The sequence below is a fragment of the Francisella uliginis genome (assembly GCF_001895265.1).
Classification (GTDB): domain Bacteria; phylum Pseudomonadota; class Gammaproteobacteria; order Francisellales; family Francisellaceae; genus Francisella; species Francisella uliginis.
In genome coordinates this window covers 591,682-609,803 of the sequence record NZ_CP016796.1, presented here as the reverse complement: position 1 = coordinate 609,803, position 18,122 = coordinate 591,682, and the positions used below count along the sequence as shown (strand labels likewise).

Here is an 18,122-nt window from a genome sequence, read left to right as displayed (position 1 = left end):
ATTTAATTCATAGTACTCCTGAATTTTGAAAAAATACTTTAGTATATTATTTTCTTACTACTTAGATATAAACTGGAAAATGTAAGAATTTGATATGATTAAAGTATTATTACATTCTCTCAGGAATTGAAATACCTAATAAGCCAGCAGCTATAGTCATTGCTTTTACAGTTGCTAAACATAAAGCTACTCGAGTATTTTTAGCTGTCTCATCATCAAGACTTGTAATAGGACAATTAACATAAAATTTATTGAAACTATTTGCTAAAGAATATGCATACTCACAAATATGGTGAGGCTGGGAATTTTCATAAGATCTAGCAACAGCAATTGGAAACTGTAAAAGTTGAAGCTGTAATTTTTCTTCATGCTCATTTTGTGCAGGTGCTATGTTAAAATCTTTAATTAAAGATTTTATGCAATAATCCTCACCAAACACTTTTCTAAGAATTGATTTAGCTCTTACAGCTGTATACAAAAGATAAGGTCCAGTTTTACCTTCATATTGAGCAAATTTCTCTAAATCAAATATATAATCATTTGAGTAGTTATTGACCAAGTCACCAAATTTAATTGTAGCCATAGCTATTTGATTTATAACATGCTCATTTTTTTCTTCTGGCATCCTATCTCTAGCACATTGTTTTGCTTGAGAAATCAAATCTGATAAGCGCATCACGCCACCTTCTCGTGTCTTAAAAGGCCTACCATCTTTACCATTTACTGTACCAAAAGCCACATGTTTAAGTCTACATTGACTATTTACGACACCTGTTCTCTCTGCAACACTAAAGACTTGCTTAAAGTGTAAAGATTGTCTTTTATCCACAACATAAATAACTTCATCAGGATTGAGATCTTTATTACGCTGCCATAAAGTTGCTAAATCTGTCGTGCCGTACATAACGCCGCCATCACTCTTAACGACTATAAGAGGAGGAACATCTTCTTTATTAGTATCTATAACCCAAGCACCTTCATCCTCATAAATAAAGTTTTCTGCTTTAAAGTGAGCAATCATTTCATCAACAAACTTATTAGCATCACTTTCACCTAGCCATAAATCAAAGCTAACATCTAAACTATCAAAATCTTTTTTGATAGCCTCTACAGAAATTCTGACAAAATGCTGCCATAACGCAACATATCCTCTGCGACCTTGCTGTAATTCAAAAGTAGCCTGTCTAGCTTTTTCCATCTCTGTCATATCTGATTTACATCTTTTTGAAGCTCTAGGATAAATTTCTGCAAGCTCTTTGACTGTAACAGGCGACTGCTCGGGATATTCTCCTGTAAAGTTTTCATCAAAATAAACCAAATCAGGAGATTCTAATTTAATTTCTTCAATCAGCATACCCATCTGAGTACCCCAATCTCCTAAGTGTACATCTGAAACCACATCATCATTATAAAAACGATGTATTCTTTGTAGTGCATCACCTAGTAGTGCAGATCTTATATGCCCAACATGCATCGGCTTAGCAACATTGGGACCTCCAAAATCTAAGACGACTTTTTTTGGATCATTATTATTTTTTGCACCGAACTTCTCTGCATTTAAAAATTCATTAGTGATCTTTGCTAAAAAATCACTAGATAAGGTCATATTAATAAACCCTGGTTTCGCAACTTCTAGCTTTGCAAAAATACTCTTATCATCAATACTATCAATAATATCTTGAGCAATAATGAATGGAGCTTTTTTTGCAAATTTTGCTAATGGCATAGCCCCGTTACATTGAAAGTGTCCTACACCTTCACGAGTTGAAACCACAACTTTAGCAAAACTCTCAGCGTATCCCAGTTTTTGAAAAGCTTTAGCAAGCATTTCTGATAAGTAAGTTTCTATATTCATTTAGCAATCCAGTATGTTAGTTTTGTTTGTATTTAAAAATTAAAATGGAAAATTTTAGTAAATGTGGATATAATATCATGATTATTTTTAAAAACTCAATAAATTAGGGCTATCAAAGGTCAAATATGCTAAAGGGGATTCGTAAGTATTTATTGATATGCTTTGGTACTGTATTGTGTACAGTACAAGCTAATGCTGCGCGCATTCTTGATAAGAATCCTATTAAAGAAGACTGGAAATGTAAAGTTGTTGATGGTCAATGGTCATGCCAACGTTCTAAAAAACCAAAGAATGTTTTTAACAAAGAATTAAAACCTGCTCAAAAAGAAAAAGCCCTAGCTGATGATTTAGGCTGGGTAAACAAGCCTGATTATTTCGTCGGTGGCTACTACAGTAATGATAGCCAATTCACTAAAGCATTATGCGAATCAAAAAGAACTGATGTTTCTTATGAAAATGCCGAATATGATACTGATGGAACATTAATCGCTTCTGGAAACGTAGAAGTACTACAATGTGATCAAGAGCTTTATGGTAATAACGCCATAGTTAATTTTAATACCGATAGAAGCTCGATAAAATCATTAGTAATGACTGGAGATGTAATCGCAAGACAGCCATCAACCGGTATTGTTTTACGTACAAAAGAATTAGACACAAACGTTAATGATGGTACTTTTAGTGCTGGAGAGACCTATTTTAGAATGGCTCGCAAAACTCCTGATACACGTATTTATAACAAAGATAACTTCAGTGGATATTTAAGAGGCTACGCAAAAAGCTTTAAGAAAGAAGATGCTAATAACCTAATTTTATCAGATGGTTATATTACATCTGGTGGACCTTATGATAATGCCTGGAAAATAACGGGTAAAAATATTGACATAGATACTAAAGAAGAAATGGCTTACGTCAAAGGCGGTTACTTTGAAGTTGAAGATGTCCCTGTCATGTATTTACCATATTTCTCTCATCCGATAAGTGATAAGAGACGCTCAGGCTTCTTAATGCCTAGCTTTGCCCAAAATGGTAATTCAGGTCTTGCTTTATCAGTTCCTTATTACTTTAACCTTGCACCAAACTATGACTTACTTTTAAACTCTATATTTTGGACAGATCGAGGTCTAATGGAAGATGGTACATTCCGTTATAAGTCAGAATATACTGAGAACCAATTTGAGGGATCTATTGTACCTTATGATTTCCAAGCACAAAAAATGCGCGGAGCATTCTCACTTTCTAGTAAAGGAGACTTTGAAAACGGTATAACAACAAATTTACAATATGATTACATAAGTGACTCTCAATATTATAATGACTTCTCTGCTGGTAATGTCAATCTAGTTACAAAAACACTATTAGATAGAGAGTTTGATGTCAATTATACAAATGATAATATTGACTCAAGTGTTACAGTTTTAGACTATGGTGTAGTAAACCCAGATATTGACTTAGCTAACATCCCTTATGGTAAATTACCTGAAGTCAAATTTAATGTAACCTCTGATGGTTATACTCCTGACTACTTAACAGTAAGCATGGATACTCTTAATACATTCTTTTATAAAGCAAAAGGAACCATAGAACCATTAAAAGATGCTACAGCTCAAGGTACAAACGTTAATGGCTTCAGATCTGTAGAAGCGCCTAAAATCACAGGTAATTTTGCAAATAGCTGGGGGTATATAAACCCATCTCTGGAGTTGCCTGTTCGTTACTACCAATTAAATAATCAAGCTTCAGATGTAGTTAAATTTAATCAAAATTCTGTAACCAGTGTCTTACCGATATTTAATATAGATGCTAGTGCATACTTTGACCGTGATTATACTACTGATGATGGTGCTTATACTGGAACATTAAGACCTCGCCTATTCTATACATATATACCATACCAAGATCAATCAAATATTCCTTTATTTGATACATCGCAACAAAATGAACAATATATGCAGATGTTCCAAGTTAACCGTTTCACTGGTTGGGATAGAATTAACAATGCAAACCAGCTTACATATGCATTAGAGGCATCGACAACAAATCAAGCTGATGGCAGTACAGTAGCATCGGCAAAAATAGGTCAAATGATGTTCTTTGATGATAGAAAAGTTAGCCTTTGTCAAGGACAACCTAATTGTAACCCATCAACATTCGATCCATATGCTAATGATACATTCTCACCTATTATGTCATCATTTGAGTTCCAAGTAATGAAACATATTTATTTATCAGCACAGATAAACTATCGTCTACAGAGCCAAAAATTTGACTATCAAGTTTATCAGCTTTCATATAAAGATGAGAATGAAAACATATTTAATATTTCTTTTAATAATATTGATAGAGACTGGAACGCTATAACTCAGCAACAGATAAACCAAGGTATAGCACCTCCATCTCAAGAAACTATTACACTTTCAACAATATTAAATATTACTGATCATTGGGGACTTACTGCTTTATGGAACTATAATTTCAAACAAGCCAAAACCTCAAACGTATTTGCAGGTTTCCAATACAACGCTAAATCTTGGGCTATTAGAGCTTTATGGCAGGCTACTGCTTACACTAACGAAGATCCTAATAATACTCAAGCATTAGGAAGCTTAACAAACACCTACTTACTAGAGTTTGAACTTAAAGGTCTTGGTGGAGCTGGCGCAAGTAACCTAGCTTCTAGATTAAATCAAATCAATGGCTATGAATCTGGTGAATGGGGAGTAGGTACATAATGAAAAAAGTATTTATTTTTATACTGTCTATATCAATATTTACTTATGGTTATTGTGATGTCTCATCAAGCCTATTCCAGAACGCTTTTGGTCCTGGAGCAAATAATAGTACCCTTAGTCAACCAACACCATCATCAAACAGCAAACAACTAATTAATAAGACTGTAGCTATAGTAAATAATAAACCAATAACTTCTTTTGAGTTAAATGAAGAAGTGGCAAAACTTCAGGCTGCACAAGGTATTAATCCCAACTTAACTCCTGCGTCACTTGATTTAAAGAGAAAAGCTCTGCAAAGCTTAATAGCTCAGGCTGTACTAGTTCAACTTGCCCAACAGAATAATATTAACGTTTCAAATGCTCAAATCGATAACACCATAAAAGATATCGCCGCAAAAAATGGCATTTCTGAGGAATCATTAAAATTAAATATAGAAGCTGCAGGAATGTCTTTTGATAGTTATAAAGATAGAATTAGAAAGCAACTTATGGTAAATCAGCTACAGAAGCAAGCTATCTCCCAACAAGTATATGTTTCTCCAGAAGAAATCCAAAAATATATAAAGAAACATCAAGAAGAATTTGATAGAGAAATGCAGCCTATCAAAATCTATACATTAAAAAACTTTATCGTAGCCTTACCAGATTCAAAAAAAGCACGTCAAAAGAAAATTGATCAATTCAAAAAGCTTGCTATTGCAGTAAACAAAGGGCTTATTGACTTTTCTGAAATGACAAAACAGTTTTCTGAAGCGCCAAATGCTAGCTCTGGTGGCCAACTAAGCCAACAAGTTAAGTTTGACTCAATACCAGAGATATATAAAAGTCATGTAAAAGACCTTAAGGATCATCAAGTCTCACAGCCTTTTGTAATTAATCATACTTTACAAATGATTTATATTGATAATTTAGATGAGCACGCACCAATATTAAGTAAAAATGTAAAGAAATATTATGTTCATGCAATTGAAATTAAACTAAGTAGCGGTATGACAGAAAAAGGTGCTAAAGATGCTCTTGATAGGGCTCGACTTGCTATTCAAAGTGGACAACCTTTTTCACAAGTTGCTGAAAAATATAACCAGGATTATGACCATGCGGATGGAAACTTCAAGTGGGTTTCTAAACTAGACACGCCCCCTTCGATACCACCAGCTGCATTTGCTCAATTAGGACAGCTAAAAAAAGGAGAACTTTCCGAAGCATTCCAGGCAGATGCAAAAACATGGATGATTATTAAATACACAAAAGTCAAAGAATATGATGCAGTTAAAGAGCTTGAGGAACAGAAAGCTTTAGAAGCTATCTTCGCAAATAAAGCTCAAGAAGTTTATAAAACATGGCTAACATCAATAAAAGATGATGCTTATATAGAAATCTTACAAAAGAATCTAAAAACACCTGAGCTTTATTAAAATGCAGTATAAAACAAAAGCTAAAAAATCCTTAGGACAAAACTTTCTCCAAGATGAAAATATTATTCAAAAGATTGTCAAACTTGCAAATATAAAAAAACAAGATACTGTTTTAGAAATAGGCCCAGGCTTAGGTGCTTTAACAAGACACTTACTCTTGGCAAGCTCTAATGTAAATGTAGTTGAGTTTGACTCTAGTGTTATTGATACTTTGATTGAGAATTGTGAGAGGTATGGCCAACCTAATGTATACCATGCAGATTTTCTAAAATTTGATATAAATAAAATCTCTTCAGAAAAAATCAAGCTAATAGGTAACCTTCCATATAATATTTCATCACCTATTTTATTTAAAGTCATTGAGATGAGTGATAAGGTTATAGATGCTCATTTTATGTTACAAAAAGAAGTTGTTGAAAGAATAGTATCCTCTCCAAATAGTAAATCTTATGGTAGATTATCAGTAATTCTACAATATCACTTTGAGTGTAGTATGATTCTTAAAATACCTCCCGAAGTTTTTTATCCACAACCCAAAGTTGATTCCGCTATTCTTCGACTAAAGCCAAAAACAAATAAAAGCTTTTTAAAAAATTATACTTTTTTTGAAAAAATCGTTAAACAAAGCTTTGCGCAACGCAGAAAAACCTTGCATAATAACTTAAAGGATATATTTAAAAACAACAACATTGACGTAGACACTCTGCCTATTAATACTAAATTAAGAGCAGAAAATTTGAGCGTTGAGGACTTTGTTTGTTTAGCAAACTTTTTAAGTTAAGGTGTATAAAAAATGGCTACATATGTTATTGGTGACGTACAAGGCTGTTATGATGAGCTACAACAGCTTTTAGATAAAATAAATTTTGATAAACAAAAAGATAAGCTAATATTTGCTGGAGACATTATCAATAAGGGACCCAAGTCTCTAGAAACCCTTGATTTTGTAATGTCGTTAGGTGATAGTGCCCAAACTGTTTTAGGTAATCATGAGATACTTTTTTTAGCTGTTAGCTATAACTATTTACCATCAAGTAATAAAGATACTTTTGATGATCTTCTTAAAGCCCCTAATCTAAAGCAAATACAAGAATGGTTATGTAATCAAAATCTTTTAATAAAAGTTGATAATGTTTTTATAACTCATGCAGGTATTCCTCATATATGGTCCCCTAAAAAAGCTATCAAACGTGCTAATGAAGTAGAATTTGTTTTAAAAAATGAAACTACAAGAAGACTTCTACTAGCCAACCTGTTTAATGATGAAAGCAAAAAGTGGAATAAGGAGTCCGAAGGTATTGAAAGATGGCTATGTATACTTAATTATTTCACGAGAATGAGAACAATTGATAAAGAAGGTAAATTAAACCTAAAATTTAGCTCAACTTTAGATAAACTTCCTGAGAATTTCAAACCTTGGTTTAAAACTAAGCATAAGAAACTTAAACCCTTTCATAAAATTGTTTTTGGGCATTGGGCAGCTATCAAAGGAGAAACTAAATCTGACAATATAATAGCTTTAGATACAGGCTGTGTTTTTGGTGGTAAACTAACATGTTATTGCCTTGAGACAGATCAAAAATACTCAGTTAAAGCAAAAAAAAGCTACAAGGATATTTAAATGAGCATTTTAGTAATTAACGGACCTAATCTTAATCTACTTGGCTCTAGAGAGCCTGAGACCTATGGATATAAAACACTTGATGATATAAACAAAAATCTTGCCGATACTGCTTATAAAAACAACGTCTCAATTGATTTTTTCCAGAGTAATCATGAAGGTGAGATTGTGGATATGATACATAGATCTTCTGCCGATATGGTAATAATAAACCCTGCCGCTTACACACATACAAGCGTTGCAATAAGAGATGCTTTTTTAGCCACAAGTAAGCCTTTTATTGAAATACATTTATCTAATATATATAATAGAGAAGAATTTAGGACTAAGTCGCTTCTATCAGACATAGCTTATGGATGTATATTTGGGTTTGGGGCAAATGGTTACACACTAGCGTTAATAGAAGCAATAAACTACATTAATATGAAAGGAGAGTAGAAAACTATGGATTTATTAAAGGCAATCGACAAAGTAGCTGAAATTCTTAAATCAAGCGACATCAGAGAAATTAAAGTTAAAGATGGTGGTTCAAGCATCTTTATGACAAAGAATGACACAGCTACAACAAGCGTTGTTTCAGCACCTGTAGCTAGCAATGTTGCTCCAGCTACTACTGTAGCTCCAGCAGCTAGCAGTGCACCTGCTTCATCAGCTCCTGAAGCTCCACAAGCACAAGAGCCACAAGAAGTTAGTGGAGAAGAAATCAAATCTCCTATGGTTGGTACTTTCTACAGTGCTCCTTCACCAGATGCTGCTCCTTATGTTAAAGAAGGGCAAGAAGTTAAAAAAGGCGATGTATTATGTATCATCGAAGCAATGAAAATCATGAACAAAATTGAAGCAGAAAAAGGCGGGAAAATCGTTAAAATTCTTGCTACAGATGGTGATGCTATCCAGTTTGATCAACCTCTATTTATAATCGAGTAATATTACATAGAGAATAAAATTTCGTAAATAAATTATAAAATTTTGAAGGTAATGGACAATGATTAAAAAAGTACTAATTGCCAATAGAGGTGAAATAGCTCTTAGAATTCTAAGAGCTTGTAGAGAATTAGAAATTGAAACTGTAGCTGTATATTCTACTGCCGATGCTGATCTTATGCATGTTAAACTAGCTGATGAAGCAGTATGTATTGGTCCAGCTGCACCTAACCTTAGTTATTTAAATATTCAAGCAATTATCACTGCTGCTGAAATTACAAATGCTGATGCGATACACCCTGGTTATGGTTTCTTATCAGAAAATGCTCAGTTTGCTAAAGCTGTTGAAGAAAGTGGTTTCATCTTTATCGGTCCTCGTGCACAAAATATCGAAGTAATGGGCGATAAAGTAGAAGCTATCAAATGGATGAAAAAAGCTGGTGTTCCTTGTGTTCCTGGTTCTGGTGGCCCATTAGGCAACGATGATAAGAAGAACTTAGAAATTGCAGAGCAAATTGGTTATCCAGTGATCATCAAAGCTGCCGGTGGTGGCGGTGGTCGTGGTATGAGTATTGTTAGAAAGAAAGAAGATCTAATAAGCTCTATTTCACTAACTAAGAGTGAAGCAAGAATAGCTTTCAATAATGATATGGTATACATGGAGAAATTCCTAGAAAATCCTCGCCACATCGAGATCCAAGTATTTGGTGATGGTGAAGGTGAGGCTGTATATCTATTTGAAAGAGATTGTTCTACTCAAAGAAGACACCAAAAAGTTATTGAAGAAGCTCCAGCTATAGGACTTACAGATGAGCAAAGAAAACGTATTGGTGAGCAATGTGTTAATGCTTGTAAAATTTTAAAATATCGTGGAGCTGGTACATTTGAATTCTTATATGAAAATGGTGAATTCTACTTCATCGAAATGAATACAAGAATTCAGGTTGAACATCCAGTTACAGAATCTATTACATCAACTGACCTTATTAAAGAGCAAATCAAAGTTGCTAGTGGTCAAGGCTTAAGTTGGAAGCAAGAAGAAATCTCTATCGTTGGCCATGCTATAGAGTGTAGAATTAATGCTGAAGATCCAGAAAGAATGATCCCATCTCCTGGAAAAATTAATATGTATCACCCACCTGCTGGACCTAGAGTACGTGTTGATTCACATATCTACTCTGGATATACAGTACCACCAAACTATGACTCAATGATTTCAAAAGTAATTGTTCGCGCCCACAATAGAGAAACAGCTCTACAAAAAATGCGTGCAGCACTTGAAGAAATGGTTATCAATGGTATTAAGACAAATATCCCATTACATCAAGAAATTCTTAATAATGAAGAGTTTATTAAAGGTGCAACTAACATTCATTTCTTAGAGAAGATGTTAGAACAAAAAAATAAATCTAAATAGTTAAATCTAACTTTTAAATATCTACATTTAATTTTCTATCATTTTCTTATATAATGCATACAAGAAATTAATTTTAAAGATTCTAATTGATATGCATAACTTTCAATCTTTTATTAAAAGTGCTCGTGAATCTAAAGAACTTAAACGAGATACTATTGCTGATGCTATTAACTTATCTGAAGATACTATCCAAATTATAGAAGAAGCAGATAACGATACTTTATTACAAAGCTCCAACAGCTTACTTAAAAACCAAATTAGAAGGTATTGTGAATATCTTGAGATTCCTGAAAAAAAGATAGTATCAATTCTGAATAAAGTTGATATCTTACACTATAAAAAATCTCGCTACGGAAAACTTAAAGCTTTCGACTATATAAATAGGCTAGCAATAATAATTATTATTGTTGCTATTGTTGTATTGGCTGTTAAGCAAGTTAAAGAGAAAATGGATGTTGCAATATCAGACCCTCAAGTTTCAAAATCATCTATTATCTACACTCCTATTGAGTATGATAGAAATAGTTATGGCGAACAACAAACTGCAAAAACTACAAATAATAACAGTAATACTTCTGTAGAAAAAACCTCATCCAACAATGATACACAATCGAATACATCACACTCATCAACTTCTGTTGCACACCCTCCTGCAACAGCTAATATGAGCAATATGGTTATTGATGCTCCAAGCGACACAAGTGCATCTAGTATCAAAATACCTACTAAACAATAAATCTATACAAATATTTCTTTTTCTAAATATATATCTCTACCTCAAAATATATTAACATTGATCTAATAATTAAATGTATAGATTGATAAAGCTATGAACGTTTTAAATAATATACTTCTAAGGATAGAAAATTACTCACCTGCTTATATTCTATTAATAGACTTTGTAATATGTCTGATTGCTAGCCTAATCATATTTCTCTTAGGCAGTTTACTTATTATGAAACATAAGAATACTATAAGATTTTCGTTTATAAAATCCCTAAAGCTTATACTATATCTCGTAATATGGTCATATTTTATAAAAACATGTATAGATCTGCCTGTAATTGCATATTTACCTAATTATAAGAATTTAATAATCCCTTATTCTGATAAAATTTTTGATTTTTGTGTTTATTTAGCAATTATAATTAGTCTTTTTAGATTCATATCTAAAAGTAAGCAAATAGCTATTGAAAAGAAAAAACAAGAGAACAAAGACGGTTATGATGACTTTAGAGATATAAATGCTATATTTAAAGCTCTAGAGCTAGGAGCTATAGTCATCTCTATTATCTTAATTTTAACAGCTTTTCGCGTTCCTCCTACAGCACTAGGAGCATTTAGTGGTGTTGCTATAGCAGGTCTAACATTATCACAGAGTACCCTTCTTACAAATCTTTTTGGTGGACTATTTGTGATATTTAACCGTAAATATTCCGAGGGTGATATTATATCCTCGGATATAAACTCATCAACGAAGTTTAGTGGTACAATCAAGAAAATTGGTATTTTAACGACTCAAGTTAATAGCTATGAGACTGCTCCTATGCACATACCTAATTCAGTATTTCTCAATACCTGTATTACAACAACATCACGCCGTACTCATAGACGTATAGTCCAATTCATAACTATTGATTATAAATACATTGAGAAAGTTGATTTAATCAAGCAAGAAATACTTTCAATACTTAAATCATATCCAAATATCGATCAAGATAAAACTATAGCAGTATCTCTAGTATCTGGTAACACTATGATTGGTAATAAATCAGAAGGTAGTTTTGGCTCAAATGGAATTAACCTACAAATTTATGCCATGGTTAATAAAGTGCTTTTTACTGATTTTATTAATACTCAAGATGATATATTTTTAGCTATAGCTAAAAAACTTAATTCATTAAATGTTGAATTTGCAATAAATCCTGTAACTATTAGAAAAGAATACTAAAAAATAGACAGCTGTCTTATATCTTTAACTCCTTCTAGGCTCATCAATAATCTTTCAAACCCTAAAGCAACCCCAGAGCATTGCGGAATATTTTCTAAACAATTGAGAAGTTTTATATCTATATCCAAGATTGGCTTACTTTGCTCTTTCCTAATTACTAAGTCATTTTTAAAGCGCTTTAGCTGCTCTTTTTTATCTATAAGCTCATAATACCCATTAGCAAGCTCAACTCCATCATAAAAGACTTCAAATCTTGCAGCAACTTGCTGATTATTTTTATCGAGAACCTTTCTAGCTAATGCTGACTGGTGAATTGTATAATCATATATAAAATATACAATATTTTGTTGATTAAGATTCTTCTCAATTTTATAACTAAAAAGTATATCTAAACAATCTGCTATTGTCGGATTTTCTAAACCTTGAATCTTACCTAAATTTTTCTCAACAATATTTTCTAGCTCATCTAAAGAAATGGTATGAGGGTTAAAATTATAATATCTTTCAAAAGCCTCTTGATAGCTTAAATAGATAAATTGAGTATCTGGTTTAACAGCTAAAAAAAGAAGCTCCATCTCTTTCATTAGATCAAAATAATCAATACCTACTCTATACCACTCTATCATGGTAAATTCATGATTATGGTACTGCCCACAAGGCTCATCACGAAATGCTTTGCATATTTGATAAATACTACCACTTCCCGCAGCAAGTAGTCTCTTCATAGCATACTCAGGTGAGCTTTGTAGATATCTCTTGCCCGTAACAGTAGCTATTTCAAAAACATCAATAAATGGATCTGTCACACCATAATTATAAGCTAATGGCGTATCTACCTCCAAGACTCCTAATTTTCTAAAATACTCGCGAATTTGGGCTAAGTATTCTGAACGCTTTTGGATATTTTCTAGACTCATTTTACTACTCTAATTTTACTTACATTTGCTAATTCAAACTCAAGAGGCTTATTATCATCACTTAAAATATTTAACTTAAGCTCTTTTGAGACTCCTTTAGCAATTCCTTGTATTAACTGATTATCGTATTTAAAAGTTATTTTCTTATCCAACGTATAATCATATTTAGATAATTCAACCAAAGCTTTCTCATCACTTAGGTCAAATAAAGATATCATTTGCTTTACTAAACTAACTATTAGTTGTGATGAATCTACTTGCTCATTATTTATAATTGCCAATGATGTCCACTCACGATCAATATTCTCATTTAAATCAAACATATTGACATTTATACCCACACCAATAACAATATCAAAACTATCCTTTTTAATATTCTTAGTTTCTATTAAAATACCTGCTAACTTCTGATCTTTAAAGTAAATATCATTAGGCAGCTTAATCTTTAGATACTTTTTTTGTTCAGGATGTATATATTTTTGAATAGCTTTTAGAACCCCTAATGCTATTTTAATGCTTTTAAGAGAGTCTTGGCAGATATTAAATTTACAATTTAAACCAAGAGAAGCATAAATATTATCTTTGCCTTCAGCTATCCATTTTCCCCCTCTTCTTCCACGTGCTTTTGTCTGAATATCTGCATAACAAAAATGATATTTAGCAATAAACTCTTTTTCTAAAAGACAATCATTAGTAGAGCCTATTGTCTCAAAATATTCTATACTTATATCATCTATTTGCTGAGCAAGATTTTGCTGTATATATTTATGATTTTTCATATATTTTTATTTCCAGATCAAACCGCTGAATACTAGATGTTTTCAGCCCAAAACATTTATTACAAATAACTACTTTCATTTTCAATATAAAGCTATAATTTTTCTAGTGCTTTTATATTCAACGACAAATTAACCTGCCCAAGAAACTCTTCTTTTTGCAACTGATAACATACTCGCACAGTATCACCTATAGCTATCTCATCTACTACAGCATTATCAGTGGCATTAAACCATATTGCTTTTATAGATGTTGTATTTTTATAGCGTAAAACTAATTGTGCATGATTTTTATCTTTACCTACTAAACGGATTTGTTCTATAGAGAAATCATTACAAAAAATAGGTTTATCAAACTCTCTACCATACGGTTCTAAAGATTCTATTTTTGTTAAAGTATCTAGATTAAAATCATCTACACCAAGTTCAAAATCATATTCAATACAAGGTTCAAGAACTATATTTTCACTATTTACAATATTCTCAACTTGGCTTTCAAAAAGATCATAAAATTTAGCAAAATCTTGATACTTAATAGTTAATCCTGCAGCTCCCTTATGTCCACCATACTTAAGCATTAAATCAGAATCTAAGTTTGCTATCTTATCCAGTACTTGCTTAATATGAATATCATCAATACTTCGAGCCGAGCCTGATATTAAGTTTGGGTCATTTTGAGTTTGGGAGAATATTATCACAGGTTTACCAAACATCTCTTTGATTCTACTAGCTGAGATACCATGAATACCTGAATGACCATTCTCAAGTAGGATACACAAAGATTTTTTAGTATTATTTAAATCACTAGCTTGAACTATAGCTTCTTGAGTAATTTGTTTTTGGATATCCTTACGTTGGTTATTCTGATCTTTAAGATTATTAAAAATATTCTCAATTTTCTCATCATCTTCTTCTAGCAAAAAGCTTACTGAACCTAATGCATCTGATACTCGTCCATCACTATTTAAAATTGGTGCTATACTAAAACCTATATACTCGCTAGATAATTTATCCCTATCTATAAAGTCCCAGCATAGGCGATCATTTTCTTTTAGCTGCTGGATACCTAGTTTTGTAACAATACGGTTATTATAACTATTTGCCATACTCACACAGTCTGCAACTGTTCCAATAGCGACAAAATCCAATAGGTTACTCAAGCCATATGATTTAGATACTGGTTTATTATTTTGAATATATTTTCTTCTTAAAGCCGCCATAAAAAGCCAAGCAACCATACAACCAGCAATTGCTTTATCAGGATAATTACATCCGTTCTGTGTTGGATTAAGTACTGCTATAGCACTCTTTGGAGCTCCCTCTGGAGGTATGCCATGGTGATCTGTTACAATCGTATCTATGCCATTTTGTTTAAGTACCGCTATTCTTGGCTCGTCTGTTGAACCATTATCTGCTGTTATTATTAAACTTGGTCGGACATCATCTGTTAAAATACGCTTCATCAAAGATTCTGATAGACCATAACCCTCTTTCATTCTATGACCTATATAAGAACGAATTTTATCTTGAGAGTAACCAAAAACTTTTGTTAATGCTTCATGGAAGATAGCATGAGAAGTCTGACCATCACAATCATGATCTGTTTCTAATCCTATAACTTCATTATTTTGTAATGCTACATAAAGCCTATCAACTGCCTTATCAATATCTTTAAATAAAAATGGTGATGATAAATCTTTCACAGAACCTTTTAGAATTAAGTCTATATTACTTATATCACTAACTCTTGCAGCAATAAGCTTAGCTAAAAAGCCATCATACTGATTAGCTAATAGATGATCTAAAACTTCTTGATTAAATAATCGTTGTTTAATTAACATAAATTTATCTTGGCAGGATCTTTTTTGCCTTTTTGATGATTTCTAAACATATTTACTCCTGAGATAAAAAGTAAACCTAGAGGTATCGCAAAAAACACTCCCCATAAGCCCCACATTCCACCAAATATTAATATTGCAGAAACTACTCCAACTGGATGCATATTTAGAACTTCTGAAAACAATAATGGTACCAACAAATTACCATCTAAAGCTTGGATAATAAAAAATACTGTTAGCATCCAAACTAAGGTAATACTAAGCCCATATTGTAATATTCCAACCATAACTACAGGTATAGTAATCATCACCATACCAACATATGGAATAATTACAGATAAACCAACACCAACAGCCAAAAGAATCGAATAATTAAGATCAAAATATGCAAAACCAAGATATGTAACAATAGAAACAATAATAAACTCTATTGCCTTACCTCTGACATAGTCAGCAAGTTTAGGTTTTAAGTCATTCCAAACAAAAAACAATGCATTATTATCTTCTGGTAAAAATGACTTAAACCAACCTATGATTTTACTTTTATCTTTTAGAAAATAAAACACCATTAAAGGAACTAAAAATAAATAGATAAGTATGGAAAATAATACCGGTAATGTTGTAGCTGTATTTTGTAAAATAAAAGATCCAATACTTGAGCTTATTTTTTTCCAATCAATGCTATCAAACCAACTAACTATTGAATCAATCCTATCAACTGTTAACAATGTAGGATACTGTTTAGATAAATGCTCTAAACTTGTTTTTAAGCTCGAAAGAGTATGTGATGCTTGTTTTATAAAATCTATCATCTGATTAACTATAATTGGCAGCAATACAAAAATCACAGATAATAGAACAATCAAAAAAATTATATAAACAAAATAGACTAATATAAGCCGATTTATCTTAGTTGCTTTATGGAGAATATTCACAAATGTATCAAGTAAATAAGCAATAACAAGTGCTGCTAAAATAGGAGCAATATAATTACCTAAGAAAGTCAGTACTAAATAGAAAAATAACATCAAACCAATAAACACTATTGGCTCATTGTTTTGGTATCTATCTCTGTACCAATTTTTTATAGTTTTGAAAACCATTTAATATAAGAGCTAATTAAAACTGTTAATATTTTAACAGTTTTAATAAATATTTGAATATTTTTAAATTTTAAAGAATCTTTATTGGACTATATATCCTTTTTTATTGTAATAATTGCTGGGATAATTAATGCTACTACTACCCCGACTATCAATAACATATCAAACTTAGTCACCGACATATCAATATTATCTATAGGAATAAACCCTACTATTATTGCTACAACACAGCCGACACACCCTAAAATTGCCATAACTATAGTACCAATAGATCCTTTAAATATTTCATATTGTCCCTCTTGTAGAGGCTGACTAATTTTAAGTTTAACTGCTGTTATAAACATTAATATATAAGCTATTACAGCTAACTGAGCAGTTAAATCACTAAGATACCAATATGCCTCATTTACTGACGGCATAAAAATATATGAAAAACAAAATACTGTAAATACTAGTGCTTGAGTAATTAGCATAGTATCTGGAGCATCATTTTTATTAGTTCTACCAAAAATCTGCGGTAAGATATTATCATTACTCACCACCATAAATGCTCGCGATAAGCCCATAATCCAAGCAGATGTTGTTGTAAAAGCACCAAATATCAATGTGATAGCTATAATATAAGTCATCCATGGCATATTGATCTGACTAAAGAAATAATGAAAAGAAACCATCAATCCAGTCACAATATCAACATCGCCAATCTGTAACTGGCTACTTACTAATATCACAGCTATATTTGATAAGATAAGTGAACCTAAAATAACAGAACCTGATATCAACAATGCTCTTGGAAAATTTTTCTTAGCATTTGTCACATTTGCAGCGTGTATAGCACTCATTTCAAGACCAAATAAACTAAACATTACTGTTATAAATAAAGCCCAACTACTTATATTATTTCCTGATGGAATAAAATCAGAGACACTCGGTGCTACAATCTCAGAACTATGAGATAGTGACCAGATAATAGCTATTATAATAATCATAAACATTGGCAAAAGCGTACCTATAATAGCACCTAATGTACTTACTGTACTTGATGTTTTAACACCAAATAAATTTATAGCTGTAGCACTCCAAAACATTACTAAACTCATTGATATCATATACCAAGGGTTAGCTACCAACTCATTTGCTGCTTGACCTGTAAAAGGTGCTATGACATAAGCTATAACTCCAGCAAAAAAACCACATATAGATGGAAACCATACTAAGTTATAAACCCATTGCAACCAAATAACCAAGAATCCTAATCTTTTGCCAAAAGCTTTTTTAACCCATATATAAATACCTCCTGTCTCTTGAGATGAGCCAGTGGACATTTCAGCAGTTAATAGAGCACATGGTACTAAAAAGAAAATACCAGCTAATATATAGAAGGTTACAACTATCCACCCTGCTTGAGCTGTGATAGAAATATTTCTAAGACTATCTACCGCAATGATATTTATCATTACAAGTCTTATTAAACCAAATTTTTTACTACTTACGATCTGTTCCATTACTTATTTTTTCTTTAGAAAATAACGCGCTTTAGTATATACTTAAAGTAATTTTATAACAACTACAG

Annotated in this window: 15 protein-coding genes; 9 read left to right on the top strand and 6 right to left on the bottom strand. The window is 32.0% G+C overall.

The genetic code is table 11. From position 1 onward, the window contains the following. Positions 1 to 109 precede the first annotated feature (109 nt). Positions 110 to 1,855 carry an arginine--tRNA ligase gene (gene argS, locus F7310_RS03025; protein WP_072711671.1) on the bottom strand — a complete coding sequence of 582 codons (1,746 nt, stop codon included), beginning with the start codon at positions 1,853 to 1,855 and terminating at the stop codon, positions 110 to 112. 125 nt (positions 1,856 to 1,980) lie between these two features. On the opposite strand from argS, the gene F7310_RS03020 reads away from it, so the two are divergent. The 9 genes from F7310_RS03020 (at position 1,981) to F7310_RS02980 (ending at position 11,915) form a co-directional block, all read left to right on the top strand. Then, positions 1,981 to 4,587, top strand: coding sequence for an LPS-assembly protein LptD (locus F7310_RS03020; RefSeq protein ID WP_072711670.1), 2,607 nt, complete (start codon positions 1,981 to 1,983; stop codon positions 4,585 to 4,587). After that, positions 4,587 to 6,002: a SurA N-terminal domain-containing protein gene (locus F7310_RS03015; RefSeq protein ID WP_072711668.1), complete on the top strand. Its 1,416-nt coding sequence runs from the start codon at positions 4,587 to 4,589 to the stop codon at positions 6,000 to 6,002. Before F7310_RS03020 ends, F7310_RS03015 begins: the two co-directional genes overlap by 1 nt. 1 nt (position 6,003) lies before the next feature. After that, on the top strand, positions 6,004 to 6,783 hold the full coding sequence (gene rsmA / locus F7310_RS03010) for a 16S rRNA (adenine(1518)-N(6)/adenine(1519)-N(6))-dimethyltransferase RsmA (RefSeq protein WP_072711666.1): 780 nt from the start codon (positions 6,004 to 6,006) through the stop codon (positions 6,781 to 6,783). A 12-nt stretch (positions 6,784 to 6,795) separates the two neighbouring features. Beyond that, positions 6,796 to 7,623 (top strand): symmetrical bis(5'-nucleosyl)-tetraphosphatase, encoded by an 828-nt coding sequence (locus tag F7310_RS03005; protein ID WP_072711665.1) that lies wholly within the window; start codon positions 6,796 to 6,798, stop codon positions 7,621 to 7,623. Further along, a complete protein-coding gene (aroQ, locus tag F7310_RS03000; RefSeq protein WP_072711663.1) occupies positions 7,624 to 8,061 on the top strand; it encodes a type II 3-dehydroquinate dehydratase in 438 nt (145 codons plus the stop codon). 6 nt (positions 8,062 to 8,067) lie between these two features. Continuing rightward, positions 8,068 to 8,550, top strand: coding sequence for an acetyl-CoA carboxylase biotin carboxyl carrier protein (gene accB, locus F7310_RS02995; RefSeq protein ID WP_072711661.1), 483 nt, complete (start codon positions 8,068 to 8,070; stop codon positions 8,548 to 8,550). Positions 8,551 to 8,608: 58 nt separating this feature from the next. Next, positions 8,609 to 9,964 carry an acetyl-CoA carboxylase biotin carboxylase subunit gene (accC, locus tag F7310_RS02990; RefSeq protein ID WP_072711659.1) on the top strand — a complete coding sequence of 452 codons (1,356 nt, stop codon included), beginning with the start codon at positions 8,609 to 8,611 and terminating at the stop codon, positions 9,962 to 9,964. Positions 9,965 to 10,055: 91 nt separating this feature from the next. Continuing rightward, on the top strand, positions 10,056 to 10,700 hold the full coding sequence (locus F7310_RS02985) for a helix-turn-helix domain-containing protein (protein WP_072711658.1): 645 nt from the start codon (positions 10,056 to 10,058) through the stop codon (positions 10,698 to 10,700). Positions 10,701 to 10,793: 93 nt separating this feature from the next. Then, positions 10,794 to 11,915 (top strand): mechanosensitive ion channel domain-containing protein, encoded by a 1,122-nt coding sequence (locus F7310_RS02980; protein WP_072711656.1) that lies wholly within the window; start codon positions 10,794 to 10,796, stop codon positions 11,913 to 11,915. On the opposite strand, the gene epmA is transcribed toward F7310_RS02980, so the two are convergent. The 5 genes from epmA to gadC all read right to left on the bottom strand — a co-directional run bounded on the left by epmA (position 11,912) and on the right by gadC (position 18,054). After that, positions 11,912 to 12,832: an EF-P lysine aminoacylase EpmA gene (gene epmA / locus F7310_RS02975; RefSeq protein WP_072711654.1), complete on the bottom strand. Its 921-nt coding sequence runs from the start codon at positions 12,830 to 12,832 to the stop codon at positions 11,912 to 11,914. The two genes, F7310_RS02980 and epmA, sit on opposite strands and share 4 nt — an antisense overlap. Continuing rightward, the gene (locus tag F7310_RS02970) at positions 12,829 to 13,611 is read right to left on the bottom strand and encodes a biotin--[acetyl-CoA-carboxylase] ligase (RefSeq protein ID WP_072711652.1); all 783 of its coding nucleotides are present in this window, start codon (positions 13,609 to 13,611) and stop codon (positions 12,829 to 12,831) included. Before F7310_RS02970 ends, epmA begins: the two co-directional genes overlap by 4 nt. A gap of 92 nt (positions 13,612 to 13,703) precedes the next feature. Then, positions 13,704 to 15,449: a single-stranded-DNA-specific exonuclease RecJ gene (gene recJ, locus F7310_RS02965; protein WP_072711650.1), complete on the bottom strand. Its 1,746-nt coding sequence runs from the start codon at positions 15,447 to 15,449 to the stop codon at positions 13,704 to 13,706. Continuing rightward, complete coding sequence (locus F7310_RS02960) at positions 15,443 to 16,549, bottom strand: AI-2E family transporter (protein WP_072711648.1); 1,107 nt, start codon at positions 16,547 to 16,549, stop codon at positions 15,443 to 15,445. Before F7310_RS02960 ends, recJ begins: the two co-directional genes overlap by 7 nt. 89 nt (positions 16,550 to 16,638) lie before the next feature. Then, positions 16,639 to 18,054 (bottom strand): glutamate transporter GadC, encoded by a 1,416-nt coding sequence (gene gadC, locus F7310_RS02955; protein ID WP_072711646.1) that lies wholly within the window; start codon positions 18,052 to 18,054, stop codon positions 16,639 to 16,641. Between the last annotated feature and the right edge of the window lie 68 nt (positions 18,055 to 18,122).

Excerpts from the sequence above, each read along its gene's own strand:
- accC (WP_072711659.1), top strand. The coding sequence starts at position 8,609 with ATGATTAAAAAAGTACTAATTGCCAATAGAGGTGAAATAGCTCTTAGA.
- F7310_RS03005 (WP_072711665.1), top strand. The coding sequence starts at position 6,796 with ATGGCTACATATGTTATTGGTGACGTACAAGGCTGTTATGATGAGCTA.
- gadC (WP_072711646.1), bottom strand. The coding sequence starts at position 18,054 with ATGGAACAGATCGTAAGTAGTAAAAAATTTGGTTTAATAAGACTTGTA.
- F7310_RS02970 (WP_072711652.1), bottom strand. The coding sequence starts at position 13,611 with ATGAAAAATCATAAATATATACAGCAAAATCTTGCTCAGCAAATAGAT.
- rsmA (WP_072711666.1), top strand. The coding sequence starts at position 6,004 with ATGCAGTATAAAACAAAAGCTAAAAAATCCTTAGGACAAAACTTTCTC.
- F7310_RS02985 (WP_072711658.1), top strand. The coding sequence starts at position 10,056 with ATGCATAACTTTCAATCTTTTATTAAAAGTGCTCGTGAATCTAAAGAA.
- F7310_RS03020 (WP_072711670.1), top strand. The coding sequence starts at position 1,981 with ATGCTAAAGGGGATTCGTAAGTATTTATTGATATGCTTTGGTACTGTA.
- F7310_RS02980 (WP_072711656.1), top strand. The coding sequence starts at position 10,794 with ATGAACGTTTTAAATAATATACTTCTAAGGATAGAAAATTACTCACCT.
- argS (WP_072711671.1), bottom strand. The coding sequence starts at position 1,855 with ATGAATATAGAAACTTACTTATCAGAAATGCTTGCTAAAGCTTTTCAA.
- recJ (WP_072711650.1), bottom strand. The coding sequence starts at position 15,449 with ATGTTAATTAAACAACGATTATTTAATCAAGAAGTTTTAGATCATCTA.
- epmA (WP_072711654.1), bottom strand. The coding sequence starts at position 12,832 with ATGAGTCTAGAAAATATCCAAAAGCGTTCAGAATACTTAGCCCAAATT.
- accB (WP_072711661.1), top strand. The coding sequence starts at position 8,068 with ATGGATTTATTAAAGGCAATCGACAAAGTAGCTGAAATTCTTAAATCA.
- F7310_RS02960 (WP_072711648.1), bottom strand. The coding sequence starts at position 16,549 with ATGGTTTTCAAAACTATAAAAAATTGGTACAGAGATAGATACCAAAAC.
- F7310_RS03015 (WP_072711668.1), top strand. The coding sequence starts at position 4,587 with ATGAAAAAAGTATTTATTTTTATACTGTCTATATCAATATTTACTTAT.
- aroQ (WP_072711663.1), top strand. The coding sequence starts at position 7,624 with ATGAGCATTTTAGTAATTAACGGACCTAATCTTAATCTACTTGGCTCT.